The sequence below is a fragment of the Bradyrhizobium sp. 41S5 genome (genome assembly GCF_011516665.3).
GTDB lineage: Bacteria > Pseudomonadota > Alphaproteobacteria > Rhizobiales > Xanthobacteraceae > Bradyrhizobium > Bradyrhizobium quebecense.
Genome location: NZ_CP083721.1, coordinates 3,780,171 through 3,795,772, shown reverse-complemented (window position 1 = coordinate 3,795,772; position 15,602 = coordinate 3,780,171). Strand labels below are relative to the sequence as shown.

General features: G+C 65.2%; 15 protein-coding genes. 2 read left to right on the top strand and 13 right to left on the bottom strand.

What is annotated here, in order from left to right; all coding sequences use genetic code 11:
- Positions 1-72 precede the first annotated feature (72 nt).
- The gene (locus HAP47_RS18015) at positions 73-1,299 is read left to right on the top strand and encodes an ABC transporter substrate-binding protein (protein WP_173637107.1); all 1,227 of its coding nucleotides are present in this window, start codon (positions 73-75) and stop codon (positions 1,297-1,299) included.
- A gap of 245 nt (positions 1,300-1,544) precedes the next feature.
- Here the strand turns inward: HAP47_RS18015 and HAP47_RS18010 are convergent, their stop codons facing one another.
- From HAP47_RS18010 to HAP47_RS17970, 9 genes are all read right to left on the bottom strand, one after another.
- Entirely contained in the window at positions 1,545-2,756 is a 1,212-nt protein-coding gene (locus HAP47_RS18010) for an MFS transporter (RefSeq protein ID WP_173637108.1), read from the bottom strand.
- A 29-nt stretch (positions 2,757-2,785) separates the two neighbouring features.
- Positions 2,786-4,168, bottom strand: coding sequence for a ribosome biogenesis GTPase Der (gene der, locus HAP47_RS18005; RefSeq protein ID WP_173637109.1), 1,383 nt, complete (start codon positions 4,166-4,168; stop codon positions 2,786-2,788).
- A gap of 152 nt (positions 4,169-4,320) precedes the next feature.
- Positions 4,321-4,881 (bottom strand): hypothetical protein, encoded by a 561-nt coding sequence (locus tag HAP47_RS18000; protein WP_173637110.1) that lies wholly within the window; start codon positions 4,879-4,881, stop codon positions 4,321-4,323.
- 86 nt (positions 4,882-4,967) lie between these two features.
- Positions 4,968-5,624, bottom strand: coding sequence for a tetratricopeptide repeat protein (locus tag HAP47_RS17995; protein WP_173637111.1), 657 nt, complete (start codon positions 5,622-5,624; stop codon positions 4,968-4,970).
- 200 nt (positions 5,625-5,824) lie between these two features.
- Positions 5,825-7,417 (bottom strand): class I adenylate-forming enzyme family protein, encoded by a 1,593-nt coding sequence (locus HAP47_RS17990; protein WP_173637112.1) that lies wholly within the window; start codon positions 7,415-7,417, stop codon positions 5,825-5,827.
- 10 nt (positions 7,418-7,427) lie between these two features.
- Positions 7,428-8,249, bottom strand: coding sequence for a 3-methyl-2-oxobutanoate hydroxymethyltransferase (gene panB, locus HAP47_RS17985; protein WP_173637113.1), 822 nt, complete (start codon positions 8,247-8,249; stop codon positions 7,428-7,430).
- A gap of 2 nt (positions 8,250-8,251) precedes the next feature.
- Positions 8,252-8,836: an NnrU family protein gene (locus HAP47_RS17980; RefSeq protein ID WP_173637114.1), complete on the bottom strand. Its 585-nt coding sequence runs from the start codon at positions 8,834-8,836 to the stop codon at positions 8,252-8,254.
- Between the two features lie 81 nt (positions 8,837-8,917).
- On the bottom strand, positions 8,918-9,529 hold the full coding sequence (locus HAP47_RS17975; protein ID WP_173637115.1) for a hypothetical protein: 612 nt from the start codon (positions 9,527-9,529) through the stop codon (positions 8,918-8,920).
- 233 nt (positions 9,530-9,762) lie between these two features.
- Positions 9,763-11,382, bottom strand: coding sequence for a peptide chain release factor 3 (locus HAP47_RS17970; RefSeq protein ID WP_173637116.1), 1,620 nt, complete (start codon positions 11,380-11,382; stop codon positions 9,763-9,765).
- Between the two features lie 156 nt (positions 11,383-11,538).
- Between HAP47_RS17970 and sugE the strand changes: the two genes are divergently transcribed.
- Positions 11,539-11,853, top strand: coding sequence for a quaternary ammonium compound efflux SMR transporter SugE (gene sugE, locus HAP47_RS17965; protein WP_092113374.1), 315 nt, complete (start codon positions 11,539-11,541; stop codon positions 11,851-11,853).
- 58 nt (positions 11,854-11,911) lie between these two features.
- Here sugE and HAP47_RS17960 read toward each other — a convergent pair whose 3' ends face one another.
- The 4 genes from HAP47_RS17960 to HAP47_RS17945 form a co-directional block, all read right to left on the bottom strand.
- Positions 11,912-12,916, bottom strand: a complete 1,005-nt coding sequence (locus tag HAP47_RS17960) for an inorganic phosphate transporter (protein WP_092113372.1) — start codon at positions 12,914-12,916, stop codon at positions 11,912-11,914.
- 14 nt (positions 12,917-12,930) lie between these two features.
- Complete coding sequence (locus HAP47_RS17955) at positions 12,931-13,575, bottom strand: DUF47 domain-containing protein (protein ID WP_173637117.1); 645 nt, start codon at positions 13,573-13,575, stop codon at positions 12,931-12,933.
- Between the two features lie 147 nt (positions 13,576-13,722).
- The gene (locus HAP47_RS17950) at positions 13,723-14,691 is read right to left on the bottom strand and encodes a branched-chain amino acid ABC transporter permease (protein WP_173637118.1); all 969 of its coding nucleotides are present in this window, start codon (positions 14,689-14,691) and stop codon (positions 13,723-13,725) included.
- A 1-nt stretch (position 14,692) separates the two neighbouring features.
- Entirely contained in the window at positions 14,693-15,556 is an 864-nt protein-coding gene (locus HAP47_RS17945; protein ID WP_050406473.1) for a branched-chain amino acid ABC transporter permease, read from the bottom strand.
- Positions 15,557-15,602 lie beyond the last annotated feature (46 nt).

Below are 15,602 nucleotides of genomic sequence, written 5' to 3'. Positions count from 1 at the left end.
GAACGCGAACGACCGGCACAAGGCTCCATAAGAGGGCCGTCCGGAAAAAATTGACAGTGGAGGGAATGTCTCATGACGACGACGCTCGCACGGCGCTACGCCGTGCTTCTCGCTTGCGCTGCACTCGGCCTTGCTACCCCTGCCTTTGCTCAGGACAAGAACGTCAAGATCGGCGTGCTGAACGACATGTCGGGCCTCTATGCCGACATCGGCGGGCCCAATTCAGTGGCCGCGGCCAACATGGCGGTGGAAGATTCCGGCCTGCGCGCCAAGGGCTGGAAGATCGAGGTGGTCAGCGGCGACCACCAGAACAAGCCGGACGTCGGCGTCAACATCGCGCGCAACTGGATCGACAACGACAAGGTCGACATCATCACCGATACGCCGAACTCCGGCGTCGCGCTCGCGGTGAGCAACCTTGCCAAGGAGAAGAACTCGATCGTGCTCAACTCGGGGGCGGCGACCGCCGATCTCACCGGCAAGGCCTGCAACGCCAACACGATCTCCTACACGTTCGACACCTACATGCTCGCCAACGGCACCGGCAAGGCGCTGACCAAGGCGGGCGGCGACACCTGGTTCTTCCTTACCGCCGACTACGCCTTCGGCCATGCGCTGGAGCGCGATACCTCGGCGGTCGTCACCGCGAACGGCGGCAAGGTGCTCGGCGGCGTCAAGCACCCGCTCAACACCGCGGACTTCTCCTCGTTCCTGCTGCAGGCGCAGGCATCAAAGGCCAAGGTCATCGGTCTCGCCAATGCCGGCGGCGACACCACCAACGCGATCAAGCAGGCTTCCGAATTCGGCGTCACCGCGGGCGGACAGAAGCTCGCGGCGCTGTTGCTGTTCGTCAACGACGTGCACGCGCTGGGCTTGAAGATCGCGCAGGGCCTCACCTTCACCGAGTCGTTCTATTGGGACATGAACGACCAGACCCGCGCCTGGTCGAAGCGCTTCCAGAAGGTCTCGCCGAAGGGCTCGATGCCATCGATGACGGTCGCCGGCGTCTATGCCGGCGTGCTGCATTACCTGAAGGCGCTCGACGCGATGGGCGGCAATCCGCATGACGGCGCCAAGGTCGTCGCCAAGATGAAGGAGATCCCGACCGACGACCCGCTGTTCGGCAAGGGCCCGCTGCGGATCGACGGCCGCCGCATCATCCCGGCCTATCTGTTCGAGGTGAAGAAGCCGGAAGAGTCCAAATATCCCTGGGACTATTACAAGCTGATCGCTACCATCTCGCCGGAAGACGCCGCCAAGCCGCTCGAGGCCAGCGATTGTCCGCTGGTGAAGAAATAAGCGAGCTCTGAAGGGTGGAATAGCCGACTACGTCCGCCGTAGCTCAACGAGCGAAGGCGGAAGGCGCAATCCACCATCTCTTCGCGGCACGAGTCGGTCGGTGGGTTACGCTTCGCTAACCCACCCTACTCCGCGCCATCACTTCCCGGCCGACTTCCGCGCCGGCGCCGGCAGCGATGCCCATTCCCTGTCGGCGCGCGGGCCGCGGCGTCGCCGGTCAGGCCGACGAGCGGTCCGAACCCGCCCTACGCTCTCTTCGCCGTCGCGCGCCAGGCGATGGCGAGCGCGAGCAGCAGCAGCGCGCCCGCCAGATAGAACGGCGCACCGGGCAGCTTCATGGGCACGTTGTCGCCAATGAAATAGGCGAAGGTCAACGTGAACAGGAACGGGCCGATCAATTCCGACATGCTCTGCACGCTCGATGTCGCGCCCTGCAACTGGCCCTGCTGATCGGCGGCGACAAGCTGCGTCGTCAACGCCTGCGTCGCGGCGCCGGAAATGCCCCACAGCGCCATCACGGGAATGCCGATCCAGAACAACTGGCCTGATGGCGCCGCGCCGAAGATCACGAAGCCCAAGGCACCGCAGACGAGGCCGAGGAACAGCGCATTGCGCTCGCCGAGCCGCTGCACGATCGGTCCGATCGCCGCGCCCTGCACGATCATGCCGCAGAGCCCGACCAGCGCGAGCGTCGCGCCGACGGTGCCGGTGTCCCAGCCGTAGCGATAGGTGGCGTAGAGCACGAACACCGAGGGCAGCACGACATGCGCGAGCTGGCCGAAGAACGTCGCCAGCGACAGGCCGGCGAGCGTCGGGTTCGCGCGCAGGAAATGCAACGCGCCGATCGGATTGGCGCTCTTCCATTTGAACGGCGCGCGCCGCTCCGGCGGCAGCGATTCCGGCAGGATGAACAGGCCATAGAGGCCGTTGACGAAGCTCAGGCCCGCCGCCGCCCAGAACGGCAGTCGCGGATCGATCTCGCCGAGCAGGCCGCCCAGCGCAGGTCCCAGAATAAAGCCCGCGCCGAACGCAACGCCTATCTTGCCGAACATCGCGGCGCGCTGCTCCGGTGCAGTGACGTCGGCGATATAGGCGAACACGGTCGAGATGCTCGACGAGGTAATGCCCGAGATCGCTCGCCCGACGAACAGCCAGATCAGGTTCGGCGCCAGCGCCATCAGCACATAATCCGCGGCAAGGCCGAAATTCGACAGCAGCACCACCGGCCGGCGGCCGAAGCGATCGGACAGCGCGCCGAGGATCGGCGAGCAGACGAACTGCATCAACGCCCAGATCGATCCGAACACGCCAAAGATACGCGCGGCATTGGCGGTGTCGTTGTTGACGAAGCCTTCGATCAGCTTGGGCAGGATCGGGATGATGATCCCGAGCGCGAGCATGTCGAGCAGCAGGGTGATGAAGATGAAGATCACGGCGCCGCCGCGTGCCTGCGGCATGGCCGCAGGGTCAACTTCAGCGCTCCCGCTCACGATGGCCGCTTGCGCTTGTAGGCGAACGGATTGGCCTTCTCGCGCAGCGTGATCCGGATCGGCGTGCCCGGCAGATCGAAGGTCTCGCGCAGCGAGTTGGTGAGGTAGCGCAGATAGGATCTCGGGATCGCATCGGCGCGCGAGCAGAACAGAACGAAGCTCGGCGGGCGCGCCTTCACTTGCGTGATGTAGTTCAGCTTCAGCCGGCGGCCCGAGACGGCCGGCGGCGGGTTGGCCTGGATCGCCTGCTCGAACCAGCGATTGAGCCCCGCAGTCGGCAAGCGCCGGTTCCAGACCGCATAGGCTTCCTGGATCGCAATCATCAGGCGGTCGATGCCCTCACCCATCAGGCCGGAGACGGCGATGATCGGCACGCCCTTGACCTGCGGCAGCCAGTGGTCGGCATCGGTGCGCAGCTGCGAGATCTGGTTGGGCTTGCGCTCGACGAGGTCCCATTTGTTGACCGCGAGCACGATGGCGCGGCCTTCGCGCTCGACCAGGTCGGCGATGCGCAGATCCTGCTCCTCGAACTTGTTCTGCGCGTCCATCATCATCACGACGACTTCGGCGAAACGCACCGCGCGCAACGCGTCGGCGACCGAGAGCTTTTCCAGCTTCTCCTCGATCCGCGAGCGGCGGCGAAGGCCGGCGGTATCGAACACGCGGAACTGGCGGCCCTGCCAGGTGATCTCGACCGCGATGGAATCGCGCGTGGTGCCGGCCTCGGGGCTGGTCAGCAGCCGCTCCTCGCCGAGCAGATGATTGATCAGCGTCGACTTGCCGGCGTTGGGCCGGCCGACGATGGCGACGCGGATCGGGCGCTGCGCGGCCTCCTCCTCCGAAATGTCCTCGTCATCCTCGACCTCGTCGTCTTCCTCCGATGTCGCGGGCACCAGCGCGCTCAGCGCCTCGTGGAGGTCCCCCATGCCCTCGCCGTGCTCGGCCGAGATCTGCACGGGATCGCCGAGGCCGAGCGCGTAGGATTCCATCGCGCCGATCTCGCCATGCTTGCCCTCGGCCTTGTTGGCGACCAGCACCACCGGCTTGTTGGCCTTGCGGGCGAAGTCGGCGAAGGCGCGATCGGTCGGCGTCAGGCCGACGCGGGCGTCGATCACGAACATCAGAGCGTCGGCGAGCTCGATCGCGGTCTCGGTCTGCTCCTGCATCCGCGCCGTCAGCGAGCCCTTGGCGCCCTCATCGAGCCCCGCGGTGTCGATGATGGTGAAGTCGAGATCGTAGAGCCGGGCCTGGCCCTCGCGGCGGTCGCGCGTCACGCCGGGCTCGTCGTCCACCAGCGCAAGCTTCTGGCCGACCAGCCGGTTGAACAGCGTCGACTTTCCGACATTGGGCCGGCCGATAATGGCAATGGTAAAAGGCATGGATCATCCCGGCGCCGCGGCGCGACGCGCGTCTAATGAATTGAAGCAGGAGCCTAAAGCATGATCCGGAAAAGTGCGAAGCGGTTTTCCGAAAAGATCATGCTCAAACAAGGAGGTAAAGCGCGATGACGATTCAACCTTATCTCATCGCATTAGCGGCTAAATCCGCCGCTCGGTAGCGGTGCGGGGAACGCGTCGCCGGATTGTTGTGTGGTCTGGGTCTGCTGGGCCGGCGCCGCAGGCTGCGCCTGCTGGTCGTCGGCCGGCGGCGCGGTGGTGCGGCGGCGGACGATCTTCTTCGGCTTCGGCTCGGGCGGCAACGCGGCGGGCGCGCCCTCTTCCGGCGCCGCCGCGTCGGGAGCAGCCGCCTGATCCGCGGCCGGAGCGGCCCGCTTGGTGTGCTTCTTGGCGCCCTTCTTCGGCGGCTCCGGCGGCGGAGCCGGCTGGGCGGCGGCCGCTGCCGCGGCGTTCTGCTGGTCGAGCTGCTCCTGCTGCGAGCCCTTGTACAATTCCTTCGGCACGCCCTGCTCGAGGCCGGGCACACCTTCCGGGAATACCGGCTTGCGGTCACCCTGCAGCTTCTTCTTGGTGTCGAGGAAGTCGAGCAGGTCGCTCGGATCGAAATTGGCCATGCCGCCACTGCCACAGCCGGCCAGCACGCTGCAAAGCGCGAGGAGAACTGCGGCTGCGATCAGGCGTTGCGAGCGGCGCATGGTCGATCTCTCACTCAAACTCGGGTTTTGTCTGGGCATGATCCGATCGGAAAACCGGTTCCCACTTTTCCGGATCATGCCTTAGGTCAGCTTTTCGCGACCGGCGGCAACAGCGCCTGCAGCGCTTCGGCGCGCGAACGCAGGCTCGGCGGCGTCTCGCCGTCATTGGCAATCTGGTCGAGCCACTGCCGCGCGGCGGTGGCATCGTTGGCGCGCCAGGCCGACAGCGCCAGCAGCTCGCGCGCGGAGTGGCGGAACGTCGAGTCCTTCGACGTCGCCATCGCCTCGAGCCGTTGCACCATGTTCGGATAGGTCGTGGTGTCCATCACCATCTGCGCGGCACGGATCCGCGCCAGATCCTGATCGGGGCCGCCGACGCTGCGGTCGGCCGCGATCTCGTCATAGAGTTTCGCAGCGGCCGGCTGATCGCGGGTCGCGACTTCAGCGGCCATGCGCAACCGCGCCAGATTGCGGTAACCGGACGGCGCCTTGGTGATCAGGTCGGCAAACGCGGCCTCGGCCTCGGCGTGCTTGTTCTGATCCGACAGCTCGACGGCGCGGTCGAACGCCGCACCGGCCTCGGCGGCCTTCTTGCCCTCGAGATATTGGTAGCCACGCCAGCCACCGACGCCCGCGACCACCAGGATCGCCAGCGCGATGATGAAAAGCGAGTACTTGTCCCACAGCTTCTTGAGCTGATCGCGACGGACTTCCTCGTCGACTTCGTCAAATAATTCAGACACTTAAGGCTATCCCATCCCCTCGGGACCGCGAATCTCGGTGGAGCGCAGCCCCTACCCGATCCCCACATCGCGGCGGCGTTACCCTAACGGTGTGGCGGAGGCAAGGCAAAGCGAGGCGGATCAAAGCGTTAACCGGGCAAGTTTGCAGCGGCACGCGACGTGGCGGCCTCCCCTCTCCCGCTTGCGGGGAGGTAAGGAAGCTAGGACGCCGAGAGGCTCTCCCTGAGCTGGCGCTTGATCACCTTGCCGTTGGCGTTGCGCGGCAGCGGCTCTGATGTCAGCGCCATCGTCTCCGGTACCTTGTAGTCGGAGAGACGCTCGGCGCACCAGGCGCGCAGGCTCTCCGCATTCACGTCGCTGCGGGTCACGATCACGGCGTGCACGCGCTCGCCGAGCACCGGGCACGGTTTTGCGATGATCGCGCTCTCGACCACGGCCGGATGACCCGAAAGCACGGACTCGACCTCGGCGGAATAGATCTTCAGGCCACCGCGGTTGATCATGTCCTTCTGGCGGTCGAACACGCGGACGAAGTTTTCAGCATCGACCGAGCCGAGATCGCCGGAATGCCAGAAGCCGGCGGTAAAACTCTCGGCGGTCGCCTTCGGATTATTCCAATAGCCCTTGATGACGGAGGCGCTGCGGATCCACAGCTCGCCGATCGCGCCGCGCGGCACCTCGCGGCCGTCGGCGCCCATCACGACGATCTCGGCGCCGGGACACGGCAGGCCGACGCTGTCGATATGCGTCGCGGTCAACTCGCCCGGCATCAAGGTCGAGGGCGACGTGGTCTCGGTCGCGCCATAGCAGTTCGCAAGCTTGAGCCCGGGAATCTTGGCGTCGAGCTTTTCGATGGTCGCGACCGGCATCGGCGCGCCGCCGAACCCGCCGATCCGCCAGCTCGACAGATCGTAGCTGTCGAAATCCGGCTGCATCAGGCAGAGATTGTACATCGCCGGCACCATCACCGTGTAGGTGACGCGCTCGCGCGCCGCGACCTTCAGATATTCCGACGCCTTGAAGTCCGGCATGATGATCAGCGCGCCTGCGCAGCGGGCCATGGTGGTGATGTTGGCGACGGCGCCGGTGACATGCGCGAGCGGCACCGCGGCGATCGAGCGATCGGCCCTGGTCAGCTTCAGGCAAGAGACGAACACCATCGAGGAATGGATGATGTTGCAATGGGCCAGCATCGCGCCCTTCGGCCGCCCCGTGGTGCCCGACGTGTAGAGGATCATCGCGGTGTCCTCTTCCCTCACCTCCGCCGGTGCTTGCGCCGGAGCATTGTCGCGCAGACCCGCGAATTGCGACGCGCCGTCGTTGCTGACCGAGATGCGATGCGCGAGGCCGGGAATATCGGCGGCGTCGGGGATGCGGTCGGCAAGCGCGGCTTCGTGGACCAGAAGCTTCGCGCCGCAATCGTTCACCACATAAGCGATCTCGGGCTTCTGCTGGCGCGTCGAGAGCAGCACCGTGACCAGGCCAGCATGGGCTGCGGCGAACATCGTCAGCACGAACTCGATGCGGTTGCCGAGCAGGATCGCGACGCGGTCGCCGGGCGCGAGGCCGAGCTTTGCAAAGCCGGCTGCGACCTTCGCGGATTGCTCGGCAACCTCGCGCCAGGAGAGGCGCGTCTCGCCGCAGACCAGCGCCTCGCCGTCGCCATTCTGCGCGACGGCGTCTGCGATCATCGCCCACAGGCTGGCTGGCCGTTCGGCGAAGACAGGTACGACGCGGTCGCCGAAGCGCGGCTCGAGCCGCATCAGCGGCAGTGCATGTTGCGACCAGTCCATTCGCGCCTCGTCAGCTCTTCTTCATGCCGTAGACGTGCTCCGGGCCCGGAAAGGCGCGGCTCTTCACGTCGCGCGCATAGCCCGCGATCGCTTCCTCGATCATCGGGCCGAGGTTGCCGTAGCGGCGCACGAATTTCGGCGCGCGCGGCGACAGCCCGAGCATGTCCTCCAGCACCAGCACCTGGCCGTCGCAGGCAGCGCTGGCGCCGATGCCGATGGTGGGAACGGCGATCGACTGCGTGATCTTGCGCGCCAGCGGCTCGGCGACCGCCTCGACCACGATCGAGAAGGCGCCCGCCTCCGCGATCGCCTTGGCGTCATTCTCGATCGGCGCCCAGGTCTCCTCCTCGCGGCCCTGTGCGCGGAACGAGCCGAGCGTGTTGATCGATTGCGGCGTCAGGCCGATATGGCCCATCACGGGAATGCCACGCTCGGACAGGAACGCCACCGTCTCCGCCATCCGCGCGCCGCCCTCGAGCTTGACCGCGCCGCACAGCGTCTCCTTCATGATCCGCACCGCGGATTGAAACGCCTGCTCCTTCGAGCCCTCGTAGGAGCCGAACGGCATGTCGACCACGACCAGCGCCTGTTGCGAGCCACGCATCACCGCACGGCCCTGCAGGATCATCATGTCGAGGGTAACCGGCACCGTGGTCTCGAAGCCGTGCATCACGTTGCCGAGGGAATCGCCGACCAGGATGGCGTCGCAGTGCCGGTCGACCAGTGCCGCGGTGTGCGCATGGTACGACGTCAGCATCACGATCGGCTCGCCATTCTTGCGGGCGCGGAGATCGGGCGCGGTCTTGCGCTTGATGGCGGATTGAACAGACATAGTCAGGCTCCCATGACAGGCACGCCGATCACGACCGGGTGGAACGCAAACGCCAGCGCCAGATAGACGATGACACCGACCGCGATCGCGATCAGGTCGTTGGTCGGGCCGCCTACCGGGATCGGCGGCCCGCCGGCATCCGCGCGGCGCTTCAGCGAAATGCGGTCATAAACGGCCCAGCCGAGAAACGAGCCGAACAGGATGATCGAGCCGAGATCGCCATTGGCGAGCAGATGCGCGAACGCCCACAGCTTCACGCCCGCCAGCATCGGATGCTTCAGCGTGGTGTAGATGCGGCCGCGAACATAGGCGGCCACCACCAGGATCACGGCCGGCAGCATCAGCGCCACCGTGATGTGCTTGAACGCGGTCGGCGGCGTCCAGACGTCGATCCAGCCGGTCGCGCGGTAGTGGCCGAAGCCCCAGATGATCAGCGCGAGGCCGGCGAACGACACCAGCGAATAGACGCCCTTGTAGGCCCCCTCGCCCATAGCATTCACGATGCCGGCGCGCAGGCCGCGCAGGCTGGTCAGCACATGGATGCCGAGGAACAGCACGAGACCCAGGATCATGACGAGCAGTCCCACGATGTTCCTCCCCTGATCGATTGCTACCTTCGCGTAACATCTTCGCCGGGCGGGACGCAATGCGTCACGCCGGGTGGCGGGCTACGGATTGCCGGCCGGCTTGCCCAGCTCGCGATTGTCGACATAGCGGATCATGATTGGGCGGCCGGCCAGCGCGCCGCCGAGCCCGCCGGTGAATTTCAGCGGCAGGCAGGCGCCGAGCGAGGCGTTGATCGCGTTGAGGTAGGTCGTGCGGGTATCCGCCGGGATGCCCCGCGTCGCGAATGTCAGGCGCGGCGTACCGATCATCTCCCCGGTCCGCTTGAAGCTGAAGCGCACCGACATCTGCATGCCCTCGCGCGCATCGTCCGCCGGCGGCGGCGCCCAGCAGGCACGCAGCGCGGCGAACAGATCGCCGATGGTATCGAGATCATGATCCGGCTTGCGGTATTTCGCGGCCTGGTCCTCGGGCGGCACCGTCAGGATCGTGAGCTGGAGATTTTCGCCGTACGGATAATCCATCTCGGGAAAGCACGGCCCGTGATTGAACACGCTGCAATAGGACGGGATGCAAGGCCCTTCGTCGAGCACACTGCAAGGCGTGTGTGCGAACGGCGCCGGATTGGTCTGCTGCCGCTGCTGCGCAGAGGCAGCGCTCGCGAGCACAACGGCCAGCACGGCAAAAGCGAGACAGATGGCGACGCGTCGGAGCATGCAGACGGACCCGGATTGCGCTCCGGGGAAAATGGTACCGCGGCCGGACCGCATCAAGCGGGCCGCGTTCAATTCCTTGCGCGCGCCGTAACCACAACTGTCATCGCCCGGCTTGAACCGGGCGATCCAGTATTCCAGAGACGGCAGTGATCGAACGGATAAGCCGCGGCGTACTGGGTCCCCCGGTCGAGCCGGGGGACGACACTGAGTATGTGGCGCTATCGTATTCGGCGCTACGCCTTCTTCTTCACGTCCTTGACGTTGGAGAAGGTGATGCCCTCGGCGCGCTCGCGGGTGTAGCCGAGATAGAACTCGTTCTTGGCCATGAACACCGGATCGCCGTCGACGTCGTCGGCGATGCCGGAGTTGTTGGCGGCGATGAAGGCCTCCAACTTCTTGCGGTCATCGGACGAGATCCAGCGCGCCAGCGAGAACTCGGAGATCTCGAACTCGACCGGCAGCGAATATTCGGCATCGAGCCGCGCCTTCAGCACGTCGAGCTGCAGCGGACCGACCACGCCGACCAGCGCTGGCGCGCCGTCACGCGGGCGGAACACCTGCACGACGCCCTCCTCCGACATCTGCTGCAACGCTTCCTTCAGCTTCTTCGCCTTCATCGCATCTGTCAGCCGAACGCGGCGGACGATTTCCGGCGCGAAGCTCGGTACGCCGACGAAGGTCAGATCCTCGCCCTCGGTCAGGGTGTCGCCGATCCGCAAGGTGCCGTGGTTCGGAATGCCGACGACGTCACCGGCGAAAGCCTCGTCCGCCACCGAGCGATCCTGGGCGAAGAAGAATTGCGGGCTCGACAGGCTCATGTTCTTGCCGGTGCGCACCAGCTTGGCCTTCATACCGCGGCTGAGTTTTCCGGAGCACAGCCGGGCGAACGCGATGCGGTCGCGATGGTTCGGATCCATGTTGGCCTGGATCTTGAACACGAACGCGCTCATGCGCGGCTCCGCCGCCTCGACCTTGCGCAGATCGGAATCCTGCGCGCGCGGCGCCGGCGCGAACTTGCCGAGACCCTCCAGCAAGTCGCCGACGCCGAAATTGCGCAGCGCGCTGCCGAAATAGACCGGCGTCAGATGGCCCTCGCGGAAGGCCGCGAGCTCGAACGGCTTGCAGGCTTCCGAGGCCAGCGCCAGCTCATCCCTGACCTCGGCGACGTCGAGATTGGGATTGCGCTTGCCGAGATCGGCGATGTCGATCTGCTCGGTGGCGCCGGTCTTGGCGCCGCCGCCCTCGAGCAGCCGCACGCCGCCATTGACGACATCATAGGTGCCGAGGAAGTCGCGGCCGCGGCCGACCGGCCAGGTCATCGGCGTGGTGTCGAGCGCCAGCGTCTTCTCGATCTCGTCCAAAAGCTCGAACGTGTCGCGGCTCTCGCGGTCCATCTTGTTGATGAAGGTGATGATCGGGATGTCGCGCAGGCGGCACACCTCGAACAGTTTTCGCGTGCGCGCCTCGATGCCTTTGGCGGCGTCGATGACCATCACCGCGGAGTCGACCGCGGTCAGCGTGCGATAGGTGTCTTCCGAAAAGTCCTCGTGGCCCGGCGTGTCCAAGAGGTTGAACACGAGGTCGTTGAACTCGAAGGTCATCACCGAGGTGACGACGGAGATGCCGCGCTCGCGCTCGATCTTCATCCAGTCCGAGCGCGTGTTGCGGCGCTCGCCCTTGGCCTTGACCTGGCCCGCGAGGTTGATTGCGCCGCCGAACAGCAGCAGCTTTTCCGTCAGCGTGGTCTTGCCGGCGTCCGGGTGCGAGATGATCGCAAAGGTGCGCCGTCGCGCCACTTCCTCGGAAAGCAGCGAGCGGGACGGCGATTCGGTTGAAACAGCGGTATCAGACATGGCGGGGCAGCGTTTGGCAGGGAAAACGGGCGCAATCAAGGGCGTTTTGTCGCAATGCGGGATGGCCGCACCACCCACATATAGGGACCGGAAGGACGACCTTCTTCTCACCATACCATCCGCGGGGACGACCCTGCCTTATCCGGAGGGTTCGTTATGGCTTGGGCCATTCTGTTCACCGCAGGCCTGCTCGAGATCGGCTGGGCGATCGGGCTGAAATATACCGAGGGCTTCTCGCGGCTGGTGCCATCGGTGCTGACGCTCGCGGCGATGGCCGGCAGCGTGATCCTGCTCGGCATCGCGCTGAAGACGCTGCCGATTGGAACCGCCTATGCGGTCTGGACCGGGATCGGCGCGGTCGGCACCGCGGCACTCGGCATCATCCTGCTCGGCGAGCCCGCGACCGCGATGCGGCTCGCCAGCATCGGGCTGATCGTGTCCGGCATCGTCGGCTTGAAGCTGGTCGGTTGATTACTTGTTTTGGACCCGTTTTCTTGACGCGAACCGGCTTCCACTTTGCTCGAAAACGCTACTTCAGAACCTGCACCGCCCAATAGGTCGCGGCTGCAACCGCAGCCGAGGCCGGGATCGTGATCACCCAGGCGTAGACAATCGAGCTTGCCACGTTCCAGCGCACGGCGGACAGCCGCCGTGCGGCGCCGACGCCGACGATGGCGCCGGTGATGGTGTGGGTGGTCGATACCGGAACCCCGAGATAGGTCGCGATGAACAGGGTTGCGGCGCCCCCGGTCTCGGCGCAAAAGCCCTGCATCGGCGTCAGCTTTGTGATCCGCAGCCCCATGGTGCGCACAATCCGCCAGCCCCCCATCAGGGTGCCCAGCGCCATCGCGCTCTGGCAGGCCAGCACGACCCAGAACGGAATCTCGAACTTGTCGCCGAGATGGCCCTGCGAGTAGAGCAGCACTGCGATGATGCCCATGGTCTTCTGCGCGTCGTTGCCGCCATGGCCGAGCGAATAGAGCGACGCCGAGGCGAATTGCAGAATCCGGAAGGCGCGATCAACAGCGAAAGGTGTCGAGCGCACCGAGAGCCAGGACACGATCGCAACCAGCACCAGTGCCAGCAGGAAGCCGACCAGCGGCGACAGCACGATCGCAAGCAAGGTCTTGGTGAGCCCGCTCCACACCGCCGCCGAAATGCCTGCCTTGGCCATGCCGGCGCCGACCAGGCCGCCGATCAGCGCGTGCGAACTCGACGAGGGAATGCCGAGCGCCCAGGTGATCACATTCCAAGCGATCGCGCCGACTAGCGCCGCGAAGATCACGGTCGCGTCCACCACCGACGGCTCGATGATCCCGGTGCCAATGGTGTTGGCGACGTGCAGGCCGAACACCGCGAAGGCGACAAAGTTGAAGAACGCCGCCCAGAACACCGCATATTGCGGCCGCAGCACGCGGGTCGAGACGATGGTCGCGATCGAGTTCGCGGCATCGTGCAGGCCGTTCAGGAAGTCGAACAGCAGCGCGACCGCGATCAGGATAGTCAGGACCGGAAGACCCAGCGTGGCGTCCACGTGATGTCCCTGCCCTAAACCTGTTCAATCACGATGGAGTTGATCTCGTTGGCGACGTCGTCGAAGCGGTCAGCCACCTTCTCGAGGTGATCGTAGATCTCCGCGCCGACGATGAAGTCCATCGCGTTGGCGTTGCGGTGCTTCAAGAACAATTCCTTGAGCCCGATATCATGGAGATCGTCGACCCGGCCCTCGAGCTTGGTCAGCTCCTCGGTGATCTGGGTCAGCATCGAGACGTTCTGGCCGATCGCCTGCAACAGAGGCAGCGCGCGAACGACTAGATTGGCGGATTCGACGATCAGGGTGCCGATCTCGCGCATCGGGGGCTCGAACTCCCGCACCTCGAACAGCATCACCGCCTTTGCGGTGGACTGCATCTGGTCGACCGCGTCATCCATCGCGGTGATCAGGTTCTTGATGTCGCCGCGGTCGAACGGGGTGATGAAGGTACGGCGAACGGCGGTCAGGACCTCGCGGGTGACGCTATCGGCGTCGTTCTCGAACTGGTTGACGCGCTGGCAGAAGACCGGGGTCTCCTCGCCGCCCTTCAGCATGTCCTGCAGCGCCAGCGCGCACTGCACGGAGGTCTGGGCGTGGCGGGCGAACAGGTCGAAAAATCGCTCTTCCTTGGGCAGAAAGGCGCGAAACCAGCGCAGCATGTCTCAGTTCCATCGTTCCGGGACAGCTCTTTTAGCGACTGTCACAGAACTGTCATAGAGCATCTGGCGGGGAAAATACCGGGACCGACCGCCCGAACGGGCGGTCGTCCACCGCTATGTCGTCGGCAGCAAATCGGTTACCCTGCCCTACAGCGACCGCCGCAGCAGGTGGGCCAGCTCGCCGACCAGGCCGCGCCGGAACAGCAGCACGCAGGCCACGAAGATCACGCCCTGGATCACCGTCACCCACTGGCCGAAACCGGCGAGATATTGCTGCATGGCGATGATCACGAATGCGCCGACCACCGGGCCGAAGATGGTACCGAGGCCGCCGACCAGCGTCATCAGCACGATTTCGCCGGACATCGACCAGTGCACGTCGGTGAGAGAGGCGTTCTGCGCCACGAACACCTTCAGCGAGCCGGCAAAGCCCGCCAGCGTGCCCGACAGGATGTAGGCCAGCATCTTGTACTGGTCGGTCTTGTAGCCGAGCGAGATCGCGCGCGGCTCGTTCTCGCGGATCGATTTCAGCACCTCGCCGAACGGCGAGTTGATGGTGCGGTAGATCAGCAGGAAGCCGGCGAGGAATCCGGCCAGCACGACGTAGTAGAGCACCGTCGGCTTCGACAGGTCGAAGATCCCGAACAGGCGCCCCTGCGGAATGCCCTGGATGCCGTCTTCACCATGGGTGAACGGCGCCTGCAGATAGATGAAATAGAGCAGCTGCGACAGCGCCAGCGTGATCATCGAGAAGTAGATGCCCTGGCGGCGGATCGAGATGAAGCCGGTGACGAGGCCGAGCAAGGCGGCCGCGGCGGTGCCGGCCACGATGCCAAGCTCCGGCGGCAACCCCCACACCTTCAGCGCATGCGCCGAGACGTAGCCGGCGGTGCCGAGGAACATGGCGTGGCCGAACGACAGCAGGCCGCCATAGCCGATCAAAAGGTTGAAGGCGCAGGCGAGCAGCGCGAAGCACAGCGCCTGCATGACGAAGAAGGGATAGATCCCCGTGAACGGCACCACTGCGAGCAGCACCGCCATCACGGCGAATACGATCATCTCGTCGCGCACCGCGCGCGGCGTCACCGGAAGTGTATCGTCGGTCAATGCTGACATATCAAGCCGCCCGTCCCGTCAGTCCCGTTGGCTTCACCAGCAACACCACCACCATCAGGACAAACACCACGGTGTTGGAGGCCTCGGGATAAAAATACTTGGTCAGTCCCTCGATCACGCCGAGCGCGAAGCCGGTAATGATCGAGCCCATGATCGAGCCCATGCCACCGATCACGACCACCGCGAACACCACGATGATGAGATCGGCGCCCATCAGCGGACGAACCTGGTTGATCGGCGCCGACAGCACGCCGGCGAGCGCGGCGAGACCGACGCCGAGCCCGTAGGTCAGCGTGATCATGCGCGGCACGTTGATGCCGAAGGCCCGCACCAGCGTCGGGTTCTCGGTGGCCGCGCGCAAGTAGGCGCCGAGTTGCGTCTTCTCGATCAGGAACCAGGTGGCAAGGCACACCACCAGCGAGAAGATCACGACCCAGCCGCGATAGATCGGCAGAAACATGAAGCCGAGATTGACGCCGCCCTTGAGCTGATCCGGGATCGAGTAAGGCAGGCCGGAGGAGCCGAAATAATTCTGGAACACGCCCTGCACGATCAGCGCGATGCCGAACGTCAGCAGCAGTCCGTAGAGGTGGTCGAGGCCGGCGAGCCATTGCAGCATGGTCCGCTCGAGGATCATGCCGAAGATGCCGACGATGACAGGTGCGATGAGCAGCGCCCACCAGTAGTTGATGCCGCCCAGATTGAGCAGGAAATACGCCACAAAGGCGCCCATCATGTAGAGTGCGCCATGCGCGAAATTGATGATGTTGAGCATGCCGAAGATGACGGCGAGCCCCAGACTGAGCAGCGCGTAGAACGAGCCGTTGATCAGTCCCACCAGAAGCTGTGCGTAGAGAGCCTGCATCGAATGAGCTTTCGCTAGATAGATGAAGCCCGCCGGCCACGCGCAT